Source organism: Photobacterium sanguinicancri, assembly GCF_002265265.1.
GTDB lineage: Bacteria > Pseudomonadota > Gammaproteobacteria > Enterobacterales > Vibrionaceae > Photobacterium > Photobacterium sanguinicancri.
In genome coordinates this window covers 1-10,651 of record NZ_NOIF01000175.1, presented here as the reverse complement: position 1 = coordinate 10,651, position 10,651 = coordinate 1, and the positions used below count along the sequence as shown (strand labels likewise).

10 protein-coding genes and 1 tRNA gene are annotated in these 10,651 nt (G+C 44.0%); 3 read left to right on the top strand and 8 right to left on the bottom strand.

The window, feature by feature from the left end:
* Positions 1-102: 102 nt before the first annotated feature.
* Both ASV53_RS19675 and ASV53_RS25570 read right to left on the bottom strand, forming a co-directional pair.
* Positions 103-2,547, bottom strand: coding sequence for a M9 family metallopeptidase (locus ASV53_RS19675; protein ID WP_094958344.1), 2,445 nt, complete (start codon positions 2,545-2,547; stop codon positions 103-105).
* A gap of 364 nt (positions 2,548-2,911) precedes the next feature.
* Complete coding sequence (locus tag ASV53_RS25570) at positions 2,912-3,079, bottom strand: hypothetical protein (RefSeq protein WP_189337922.1); 168 nt, start codon at positions 3,077-3,079, stop codon at positions 2,912-2,914.
* Positions 3,080-3,141: 62 nt separating this feature from the next.
* On the opposite strand from ASV53_RS25570, the gene ASV53_RS19670 reads away from it, so the two are divergent.
* Positions 3,142-4,473 (top strand): ferredoxin reductase family protein, encoded by a 1,332-nt coding sequence (locus ASV53_RS19670; protein ID WP_094958343.1) that lies wholly within the window; start codon positions 3,142-3,144, stop codon positions 4,471-4,473.
* Between the two features lie 124 nt (positions 4,474-4,597).
* On the opposite strand, the gene ASV53_RS19665 is transcribed toward ASV53_RS19670, so the two are convergent.
* Complete coding sequence (locus ASV53_RS19665) at positions 4,598-4,969, bottom strand: hypothetical protein (RefSeq protein ID WP_094958342.1); 372 nt, start codon at positions 4,967-4,969, stop codon at positions 4,598-4,600.
* A gap of 24 nt (positions 4,970-4,993) precedes the next feature.
* The gene (locus ASV53_RS19660; protein WP_094958341.1) at positions 4,994-5,299 is read right to left on the bottom strand and encodes a monooxygenase; all 306 of its coding nucleotides are present in this window, start codon (positions 5,297-5,299) and stop codon (positions 4,994-4,996) included.
* A gap of 142 nt (positions 5,300-5,441) precedes the next feature.
* Between ASV53_RS19660 and ASV53_RS19655 the strand changes: the two genes are divergently transcribed.
* Positions 5,442-6,338, top strand: a complete 897-nt coding sequence (locus tag ASV53_RS19655; RefSeq protein WP_094958340.1) for a LysR family transcriptional regulator — start codon at positions 5,442-5,444, stop codon at positions 6,336-6,338.
* 7 nt (positions 6,339-6,345) lie between these two features.
* Here the strand turns inward: ASV53_RS19655 and rluA are convergent, their stop codons facing one another.
* From rluA to ASV53_RS19635, 4 genes are all read right to left on the bottom strand, one after another.
* Complete coding sequence (gene rluA, locus ASV53_RS19650; protein WP_239928863.1) at positions 6,346-7,065, bottom strand: bifunctional tRNA pseudouridine(32) synthase/23S rRNA pseudouridine(746) synthase RluA; 720 nt, start codon at positions 7,063-7,065, stop codon at positions 6,346-6,348.
* Positions 7,066-7,463: 398 nt separating this feature from the next.
* Positions 7,464-8,075 carry an HD domain-containing protein gene (locus ASV53_RS19645; RefSeq protein ID WP_141226284.1) on the bottom strand — a complete coding sequence of 204 codons (612 nt, stop codon included), beginning with the start codon at positions 8,073-8,075 and terminating at the stop codon, positions 7,464-7,466.
* Entirely contained in the window at positions 8,075-9,154 is a 1,080-nt protein-coding gene (locus tag ASV53_RS19640; RefSeq protein WP_094958339.1) for a TauD/TfdA family dioxygenase, read from the bottom strand. The genes ASV53_RS19645 and ASV53_RS19640 overlap by 1 nt, the downstream gene beginning before the upstream one ends.
* Before the next feature lie 17 nt (positions 9,155-9,171).
* Positions 9,172-10,176 carry a putative 2-aminoethylphosphonate ABC transporter substrate-binding protein gene (locus ASV53_RS19635; protein ID WP_094958338.1) on the bottom strand — a complete coding sequence of 335 codons (1,005 nt, stop codon included), beginning with the start codon at positions 10,174-10,176 and terminating at the stop codon, positions 9,172-9,174.
* Positions 10,177-10,464: 288 nt separating this feature from the next.
* Between ASV53_RS19635 and ASV53_RS19630 the strand changes: the two genes are divergently transcribed.
* Positions 10,465-10,554: transfer RNA gene (locus ASV53_RS19630), tRNA-Ser, on the top strand.
* Positions 10,555-10,651 lie beyond the last annotated feature (97 nt).

Here is a 10,651-nt window from a genome sequence, read left to right as displayed (position 1 = left end):
CGGAACCGCCGTATGCGACTCACGCTTGTACGGTGGTGTGAGAGGACGGAGGCCGTGAGGCCTCCTCCTACTCGATTACTTTTCTATTAAAGAAGCAAAGGGTTAATACGCTGTTGCGTACACTTCCACTTCTGCTTTGTTACCATTATTACTCAGCATGAAATGGACATAACCGTTTTGGTTTACTTTAAGTTCAATGAACTCTTGGTTACCCGTGTAATGAGATGATGCATCATGTTTTTCTGGGGTCGGCCAATGTGCCTGCGCCGCGTAAAGGTCGACATTACTTTGTTCACCAACGTTGGTATTATCTTGTTTTGCCTTTGGTGTCACCCAAATACGGACTGTATCTTTACCTTCTGGTACATAAAGAGCCAGGTAACGGGTGTTAATGATGTCAAGATTTATTGGATTATCTGTTGCGAGAACGACAGGTGCTAAATCATCTTGACCTGCGCTACTACCTTGACCGCCACCTTGGTTTCCGCCCTGATTCTCTACTTCCGCTTTAGCCAGTAGCTCAACATTATTGAATGCTTCACGGCCATCAATACTGATGTAATAACGGCCTGTTTTAATGTAGCCATTTGCTTGAGGTTCAATAGTGACTTGTTCGTTGCTGCCATGGCTGAAAGACGTAAAGTCATGATCATAGTAGTGAGCAACTCGATCGAAACTCGCATATAAATCGGCATCGCCTTCACCTTGAATTGATAGCTCAAGTGAGCGAGTGAACTCTGGAACATCAATATAGAATTGTTGTTCGCTGTACTTTTCACCTTCCAATCTAACAGTACTATTCAGTGATAGCGCAGTAACTATCGGCTCTTTACCACCAGGTGTTGGTTGGCTAGTTGTTTGTAACGTATCGAGCCAAAGACTAAACTCTTGATCGTATTGCATGCCAATGTCTTGGCTCTTCTTCGCCCATGCTTTGAAGTTGTTATTACGACCAAGTGCTAAGAGTTGATCAACTTCTTCTGGGTGGTTGTCAATTAGGAAGCGTACAGCAAGGTATCCCCAGCGGTATACACGGTTAGTGTCGTGCGAGTAGGTTGTTGCCATTACTTCTGGTAGTGAGTATGCATGCGTTTTACCTAGCTCAATTGCAGCGTTATAACCTTCTTTGTAATGCATGTATTCAGCAAAGCCTTCAAGCCACCATACAGTGTTACCGTCACGTAATACATCACCAAAGTCCCCGTATAAGTTAAAGCGCCCATCTAGGTAGTGAACATATTCATGCTCTAGGTTTAGAATACTAAAACCGTCTGCGTATTCATTGCGGTAAGCGACAAAGCGAGCTTTGTTATCTGGATTTGCAGGATTACCTTCTAAGTACTGACCGCCATTATCGGTCGTATTTCCAAAGAGGAAGCTAGAATAAGTGACATAATCGCTGTTTGAATCGAACACAATCACTTCAACATTATCGTTATGGTCATCAGCCACAGGTACACCATTACTATTTACTACCTGGTGGAAATCAGCTTCTTTTTCATTGAGGGTTGCACAGACTTCTAGCGCCTGTGCTTGATCCATTTTTTGCGCACGTACAATAGCGGGTCCATCACAAGGATAGTTAAATGGCATCACTAAGGCTTCTAGCTGTGCTTTACCATCTTTTAGTCCCATAGATTCAGCTTGTTCAGGGGCAAAGTGGTTCACCATTTCAGCAATGCCAACCCAAATCTTATCGCTCTTACCGCCTAATGGGTAACGCTCAAGTAGGTTCTTTTGAATCGTTAGAATTTGTTGTTTCGTTTCTTTATGTGGACTTGCTAATAAACGGCCCATTTCTCGTGAAGCGTTACTGACAATAAAGCTAGCATCCGTTTCTAACGCCCATTCGTTATCGTAAATAAACTGTTCTAGTTGGTGTAGGTACTCAGGGTGTTTAACCAGATCCGAGTAGAAATCATCATTACCAGTATGACCACTCATTGCGCGGAAGAGGTCATTCATTGATTCAATGAAACGAGTATGTTCAGCGCTTTCAGGCGTAAAGTGATTAAGTAAGGCCAGCTGGTTTGCCATTGTCAGTGGTAAGCGGCGAATATTATCCACCATGATGGTCATGCTTTTCAGTGCAGAGCTTTGCTCATAACCATAATTAATCGCATAAGGGGAGGTGATAAAGGCATTAATAGTTTGAGCTAGCTTGAGATCAAGAGCATCTGAGAATTCACCAAGCTGTTGCTTATTGTTAGATCTAACGTAGTAAGCTGCACGAATAAACTCACCGAGGTTATTTATAATTACAGCTTGTTCTGGCTCACCTCGATAGTTATTTACCTCGTTTAATAAGCGTACCTGTGCTTGCTCAACAAGATGATCGCTGAAAACGGTTTGCGCATGCGTTACGCTGGCTGAAAACCATTCATTGCGGCAATCAAGATCGGCACCTTCTATTGCAATAAGCGGGTTTTGTGAGGTGGAAAGTGCGTTGATTTCACACGTTAGCGCAGCGGATGCCTGTGGGGTATAAAAGCAACTTGAAAGTAGAATAGCCAGAGCTGAGTGTTTGAATGTGTTTAAATTAGTCATAATTGTAATGGTTATATTTGCGTAGTGATTCAAAGGGCGAGAGTTATACTCGCGATATATTCAAATGCACGACTATTGATATGAAACTAAGATACCTATTCAGGAATCCATATGTTTTTTAATAACGTATTTTTACTTCCAAAAAGACATGTTAAAATCGTCTAAAATCATTGTGTTAAGATTTAAGACTGTGAGTAAATGTAGATAGTGCGGTCAATACGAATACAGTTTGTGTGGTTCTTGCGCGGTTGATTTTTATGCTTTACAGGCTTTAGTGACCTCTTTATTATTCGTCGCACTTTTGGTGAGATAGCTGAGAGGCCTAGAGCACTAGTCTTGAAAACCGACAGTGGTTTATCCCGTCTTACGGCTCAAATACGTCATATTCAGTTAATGCCCAGCAGAAATGTTGGGCATTTTCGCATGCGTTGAATTTACCAACTTGAGTACAGTTATCTTGTATTGCCAATTCTTGGATATAAGCATCGATGACCGATAGGGCAACAGTGAATCTTTGAATAGATTTACGCATATTGACGTTGTTTTACATCACGAGAGTTAAAGTAAACTCATCGTCTATATGAGTATGAAATAATGAAAACAGTCCGCAATATCATTTGGGCAATGATTGCCACAATGTCTGCCTTTTGGTTTGCGATGGAACCGCAACTTTTCACCTCAAATAATGTATTTGAATGGCGCTCTGCCATGATTCAATACTCAGGTATTTTGTCTTTGATGTTAATGTCCATCACCATGCTATTGGCGATGCGCCTGCCCGTGATTGAGAACTGGCTTAACGGTATGGATAAAGCTTACCGTGTACATAAGTGGCTTGGTATTGGTGGGGTTGCGTTAGGCGTTACGCACTGGTTATGGTACCAAATTCCAAAATGGCTAGTTATGTCTGGCATATTAGCAAGGCCAGTTCACCATGACGGCTCTGGGCCTGCGGGCAATTTGTCTGGTTGGGCGCTATGGGTGAGTGAGCTGCGTGAGTTCGCTCAAGGTATCGGTGAGTGGGGCTTTTATCTGCTCCTTGTCTTGCTCGCGGTGTCGTTATGGGCTGCGGTGAAATATAAACCGTTTAAATTGTCACACCGTCTTATGTCTGTCGCGTATTTATTGATCGCAGTGCACTCTGTGTTCCTTCTTAAGCATGCTTATTGGGGGGAGCCTATTTATTACCTAACGTTGGCATTTGCTTTTGTTGGATCTATTGCTGCGCTTTACAGCTTATTCGGCTTTGTTGGGCGTGGTAATCGCTACTCTGCGGTTGTTGCGACAACGCGTTACTTTCCACAAGCGGAAATCATGGAATTGGTGTTAAAACCAGATGCCGCTTGGCAAGGACACACAGCAGGACAATTCGCGTACTTACGTTTTGGTGATGAAGACCCACATCCATTTACCATCGTCTCGGGTAGCGAAAGTTCAGAACTACGCTTCTTGATTAAAGAGTTGGGTGATTTTACTACTGGGTTATACGAACGAGTGAAACAGGGCGATGCAGTCACGGTTGAAGGGCCTTATGGCCGTCTTGAATTTGACTTAAGTAAGCCACAAATTTGGATTGCTGGTGGTGTGGGCATCGCTTCATTTTTCGCGATGCTAGATGCGCTCAAAAGAGAAAAGAACCATCCTCGTATTGAGCTGTTTTATTGTACCCGTGGTGTCGATGATCATTTGGTCGATGAGTTGTGGCACCTTGCGCATCAAGCCAGCGTGAGCTTAAGCGTGATAGATACCATGCATTCGCCTCGATTAAATACACAACGAATCGTGAGCCAATGCGGTCATTTAAGTGACTACGAGTTTTACTTTTGCGGGCCAGAAGTGTTCTCTAAAACGCTGAAAAAAGAGCTAGATGCACACCAATTTAATATTGAGCAGAACTATCACGAAGAGCTATTTGTGATGCGTTAAAGTGTAGACATTATGTGGACGCTCTAGCCCTCAAGTCTCATTTGTTTTTATGTTTCAGTAAGCCCACTTTTGGACTGACACCAAAAGCGGGCTTTTCTTGTATATCTGATGCCTGTGCTTGGCGTTATTGTTTTTTAAGCTGTAGGTACGTCAGAACAGACAGGAAAGTGAAGAAAGCAGGATCACTCCAACCAAAACCAACAAAAATGCCTGTTACACCTGCATAAACGGTAATAATCACCCCTAACATGTTCGAGATGAGTAAGGCCGTCAATAGTTTCTTAGCGGTAATACCCGCCTCGATGTCTTTCAACATTAAGCTAACAGCTGCAATACCACCCAAGAAAATACTGGTATGTTGCGATAAGAAATATGCATATTGGTCGTTGATCTCGACGCCATACATCGGCCACATAATGCTTGGTACAAAAAATAGCGCCAATGCAAAAACAAAATAAATGCTGCCGTGTAGTGTTAAAAACGTTTTGTTGGTCATCTTATTACCTTACTGCTCAGACGGTTAAGCCATTGGCCCTTTATTGATACTAGTTAGTGGTTCGTTAATATCAAAAATAACCCCACGAACATCATTAACGCCCATTTGTTGTAAGCGTGCAGAATGCATTTCTAAATAGGCTTGGGCTGTTGCTTCATCTTCAAAAAGATAGACGCCACCACCTAGCTTATCTTGTGCGCTTTCGGTCCAAATTTTCCAAATCATGCCAGGTTCTTGGTTGATTGATTCTGCTAAGCCAACCAATGCTGTCGCCATTTCTTCGCCAAATGGGCCATTAAAATCGAAATCAACTTGAAGTAATTTAGCCATGGTATGTCTCCGTATAATTCTAGGTAATGGTGGATAGTCAGTAATGATGACGTCCTGCTCTTTGCTATGGGTCTATTCTTATCTATAAAAAACGAACAGAAAAGTTCATAATATTGCGGTTAACTGTGGAAAAATTAGACCAATGAGATTAAAGAGCACATTAGAACAGTGGCTAACCCTGTATGAGATTGATAGGGCGGGCAGTATTCAGGCGGCCGCAACAGCACTGAATAAGAGTCATACCACCTTGATCTATGCCGTTAAAAAGCTGGAATCACAATTAGCGGTGTCCTTGGTGGAAGTGCAAGGGCGCAGGGCTGTGCTGACAGAAGATGGAAAATCTTTGCTGCGTCGTGCAACGACTATGCTAGAGCAAGCCCGCGAGCTGGAAGAAATCAGTGAGCAGCTTGCGAAAGGGTTTGAATCAGAAATTACCATCGCGGTTGATCACCTGTGTGATCTGTCATGGCTATACAGCCCTATGGCAGAATTTGTGGCGCAGAACAGTACGACCTCGATTCAAATCATAGAGACATCGTTATCAAAAACGACAGAGATGGTGGTTAACGAGCAAGCCGATGTGGCTATCGTCAATTTGCCTATCACCAATTATCCTGCGCAAGCGTTTGGTGTGACATCTATGGTGCCTGTCGTGGCATCTCATCATCCGTTAGCGTCTAAAGACTCTTTATGTTTAGCGGATATGTCTACCACTACGCAGATTGTTATTCGGGATTTAGGGCGTACGCTTCATCAATTTGGCAAGCAAGATGTAGGCTGGTTGAAATCACGCCAACGGATAACTGTTGATAATTTTGATCATGCGTTTCGTGCCGTAGAGCAAGGGGTAGGGTATTGCCGCCTTCCTGAGCATGTGGTGCAAAGTCGCCAGAACGATAGCGTTGTTGTACTGAGGGTTGAAAACGCCGATCAGTACCAAGTTCCGTTACATTTAACGCTGCCGAAAGGGGCGAAAACTGGCCCCGCGGCAAAAAGTTTTTATGATATTTTGCTACGCTCGGCCAGTTCGAGACGATAAAAATCGTTTAAGCGCGTTGCTTCACTTGTGCAGCATGATTGCCAAGCAGTAACTGCGTGGGCGCGTCAGGGTAAAAATCGCAGGGCGCAAATATGTGCATGGGTTGCTCAGAATAAGGATGTCTGAACGTTAGTTCGGCGGCATGTAATTGAAGCCGTGGCGCCTTAGCAATTGCTTCTTCATGGGCATAGAACTGATCCCCTAAAATAGGATGGCCTATCGCTTGAAGATGAACCCGTAGCTGGTGTGATCGACCTGTGGTCGGAAATAGCGCCAGTAACGTCGTACCCTGTTCTCGTGAAATCACTTTATAGTGAGTCAACGAAGGCTTGCCTGTATTGAAGCACACCTTTTGTAATGGACGATTTTCCCAGTCGCAAGTTAACGGAAAATCAATCACCCCTTTGTTGTTTTCAACTTCTCCCCACACTCTTGCGTAGTAGAGTTTTTTGGTTTGCCTGTGTTGGAATTGGCTTCGCATATGGCACTCAGCTTTCTTGCGAAGTGCGAGTACGATAAGGCCAGACGTTGCCATATCTAAGCGGTGGATTATTTGAGATTGCGGGTAATCTGCTAAAACGCGTGTCCATACACTGTCTTGGTGAGCAGGATCTCGACCTGGATTTGAAAGCAAGCCTGAAGGTTTGTTGATGGCAATAATATCTTTGTCTAGGTGTAAAACATCCAGCCATGGGGACATTGGCGGGTTATAGATAAAATCGGTCACGCGTTTTTTCTCCGATTAAGGGGAAGTCCCTCAATCACAATGTTGATCGAGCTATTTGATCTTTTTGGGGAGATCAATAAGGGTGCTATTCGTTAAAACAGTTTGCCGAACGCTGGGGGCATTCGGTGTTTGCAATAAAAGATGTTAGTAAAACCTAGTTCTAAGCGATCTAATGGCTGCCGAGAGGGGATTCTGCAGTATGTAACTAGGCCTTAAATTTGCGCGGATTCTACTCCAACAAAGCGAATTGTGGGAACAATATTTTCATCTTTTTACGTAAATAGTGAGCAGCCGTTTTTAGTCTTGGGATGGTATTCCACTCGTTACTGGCTGCTCATCGTTTATTGTGGTTTCAGCTGTGTAGTTCCAGTTGTTTAGTTCCAGTCGTGAAGCACAGGTTAGGAGCTTGAACAGCTATCCGTGTGCAAGGGCGTTGCTGCATTTGTGTTGTTATTTGAAATCAGCGCGGCTTGGGTTAAGCATTGTTCGGTTAACGCCAGATAGTAATCGAGACTAGGGTGCGTTAACGCCTCTTCTTTACCAAGGTCGTCAAATAATCTCACTTGAATCGCATCTTTGTAGTAAGTCTCTGCTTCAAATAGATGTACTTCACGATCGCTCATTGTTCCACCTTGGACATGCAAAGTGTCTTTAGAGGCTTGGCTGAGTTTAGCCATATAACCGGGCTTTACCGTACATAAGTAGCGCTTTGCCGCGACATGAAGCTGAATAGGGTCAAGGATACTGCTTGGCAGATATGGGCGAAGAAAATCAGCGCCAATATCTTCATGGAAGCCGTCTATACCGTTTTTTGTTATATCTTCAGGCAGCCCTAAAATTAGGTGGCCAAAATCATGCAAAAAAGCGGCGACAACCACCTCGCGAGTGCTGTTTTTCTTTTCGGCAAAGTAAGCGGATTGCATCATGTGCTCGGCCATAGAGATACGTTCACCATAGGCGACATGGCCGTTCTCGATGAACTGCTGGTGGATAAAATCGATAACTTTCATTATCGCTCTCCTTGAATGGTGCGCATGGTACTCAGCAAGGAGTCTTTGTCGGCATAGCAACCTTGTAAGTGACGCTCACCTATAGCGGCCACTTCACGACCATGCAGCACACGCTCGTTATCAAACATCATTAATTCACCAGGCTGTAGCTTACAAGTGAACTTACATTTTTCACTGTGTAGCACTTCCATAAAGCATTGGTAAGCTTCATAAAAAGCGCGTTGTTCATTGAATGGCAAGCGGATAGTTTGAATCGAACGGTTGTTAAGGCGTACTTTCGTAACTCTACCTTGGGTATCTGTTTCAATAACGCTACCACAGCTTTGTAGATCGGCTTCGGCACTTTTAAAACGGTAGCTCAGTATGGTGTGGTTCAAGATGTCGAAGTGATGCTTATATTGTTTTCTCAATATTTGCGCGGCATAAAAACCATCGGCTAGGGCTGTGATCCCACCTTCAGGTGCCGCCACTAAACAATGTAATAACTGCAAACTAGGTACAGGGTGACGATAAGGGTTATCGGTATGCAGGCTCAGCGGCTTTGGCGTGAAGGCCAGATTCTCAGGGTTATCTTTGGTGATAACCTCAAAGTATTTACCGTAATTGGTTTCACGCACGTAGCCGAATTTATCAACCACTTCTAATAGTTGCTGATCGTGATTAGGTACGTGACGAAGAAACGCAATACCGTGGGTGTTTACAAGATTAAGCCACTGATATTTTGACTCAGGGCTATCAAGGTCGCGGTAATCAACACTGACTGCGGCTTGATCTAATTGGCTTCCCCATAATGTCATAGCTTCATCGGTATTTGTCGTGCGGCTCAAGGCATCAGAAGGAAATAGCAGTGCATGCGGATAGACAGATTGATGGCCATCTTGCCATTCAACAAAGAGCTGCTCGTTATCGTATTGGGCATCAATGATCTTAATGTCGAGATCAAGGTTAATGACTTCTTGTAGCCGTTGACCAGAGGGGTGCAGGCATTCTGAACATGGGCAGTTATCACGTAGCCAGAAGAAATGAAAAGGCGTGTTGTTAACCGTTAAGTGGGTGTCAAAAATCGATAATACATTCATGTTAATACTACTTCTTATTAGCTTCTGTTTTCAGTGCGAGATTCAAAATGCGCAGACCATTTTTTCAAAACAGCAGCGCGGTCATTTGCCATGGCATTAAAATCAATATCAGCAATAGCGGATTCAACGTCGGGGTAGTTTTTTACCTCGCCGCTGACCTCTTTATGGGCCACGACAGGGTAGACGGTGTTATAAAGCTCGTTGGCTTCTTTTGTGATAGACCAGTTCACCAAGGCTTGCGCGGCTTTAGAATCGGTATTCACTAAGGCGACCGCTTCGGTATCCCAGCCAATCCCCTTTGGTAATATCAAATCAATAGGGGCGCCTTGTGATTTGAGCTTAGCGGCGCGAAGCGCGAACGAGATACCAATCACCGTTTCCCCTTGGGCTGACTCAACGCAGGGCTTTGAGCCTGAATGGGTGTACTTGGCGATGTTATTATCTAATCGCGTCATGTAATCCCAACCTTGTTCGTTCCCCATTGTTTGTAACCATGCCGAGACTTGGGTATAGCCCGTACCTGAAGAACTCGGGTTAGGCATAACAATGTGGCCTTTGTAAATTGGCTTAGTGAGATCTTCCCACGTGGTTGGTTTCGGCAAGTTAAGTTGCTTGGCGATAATTTCGTTAAAGCAGACAACGTTAAAAAAAGCATCGTGGCCATACCAAGCTTGGTTGGCTTGTGGATCGATCATGGTGGGTTTTAATGATTGCACGCCCACTGGGGTAAAAGGTTTTATGACGCCTTGCTCTTTTAGTAACGCAAGTGAAGAACCAGCCAGTCCCCAAATAACATCTGCTTGGGTATTTTTCCCTTCTGCAAGCAACTTCGCGGTGATGACGCCTGTTGAATCTCGGACCCAATTAATGTCGATATCAGGATGGCTTTTTTGAAATGTATTTTTAAAATCAGACAGTAAGTCTGTTTCAAAAGCGGTATAGACAGTGATTGTTTCTTTTGCGTAAACGTGGGCTGACGTAGCAAGTAATAGGGTTGCGCCTAGGCAATGTGCAAGTTTCATTTTCCATCCTTAGTTATTGTGAGCTTGGCGATAATAAGAGTGGTTAATGAAGGCTAAGTGTGATTTTTGTTACGAATAGGTTAACTGTCTTAATGGGAGAGGGGGCATAAGCGCGCTTTAGCTATCTAGGGTTATAACGTGTATTGGTGGGGTTAGTATGAATAATGCACGCCAATTTATCTGATTCGTACGATGAAGCAACGGCTTGTATAAATGCCGTTCACTTAAACTTTGATTTAGGAATTAATGGTTTACAGCCCCAGAGGGAACACCTACTATAAGCGTCATGGAGAGATGGCTGAGTGGTCGAAAGCACCGGTCTTGAAAACCGGCGGCGGTTTATCCCGTCCTAGGGTTCAAATCCCTATCTCTCCGCCATATTTAAAGCCCAGCAGAAATGAAGTGACCCCATTAAGTTGGACATTTTAGTTAAGCGGCTTGTAAGGCCTGATTTCGATATTCTATCGGAGTCAGG

Bases quoted from the DNA above. Each gene is read 5' to 3' on its own strand.
- ASV53_RS25570 (WP_189337922.1), bottom strand. From the start codon at position 3,079: ATGCGTAAATCTATTCAAAGATTCACTGTTGCCCTATCGGTCATCGAT.
- ASV53_RS19645 (WP_141226284.1), bottom strand. From the start codon at position 8,075: ATGAAAGTTATCGATTTTATCCACCAGCAGTTCATCGAGAACGGCCAT.
- ASV53_RS19665 (WP_094958342.1), bottom strand. From the start codon at position 4,969: ATGACCAACAAAACGTTTTTAACACTACACGGCAGCATTTATTTTGTT.
- ASV53_RS19670 (WP_094958343.1), top strand. From the start codon at position 3,142: ATGAAAACAGTCCGCAATATCATTTGGGCAATGATTGCCACAATGTCT.
- ASV53_RS19660 (WP_094958341.1), bottom strand. From the start codon at position 5,299: ATGGCTAAATTACTTCAAGTTGATTTCGATTTTAATGGCCCATTTGGC.
- ASV53_RS19655 (WP_094958340.1), top strand. From the start codon at position 5,442: ATGAGATTAAAGAGCACATTAGAACAGTGGCTAACCCTGTATGAGATT.
- ASV53_RS19635 (WP_094958338.1), bottom strand. From the start codon at position 10,176: ATGAAACTTGCACATTGCCTAGGCGCAACCCTATTACTTGCTACGTCA.
- ASV53_RS19640 (WP_094958339.1), bottom strand. From the start codon at position 9,154: ATGAATGTATTATCGATTTTTGACACCCACTTAACGGTTAACAACACG.
- ASV53_RS19675 (WP_094958344.1), bottom strand. From the start codon at position 2,547: ATGACTAATTTAAACACATTCAAACACTCAGCTCTGGCTATTCTACTT.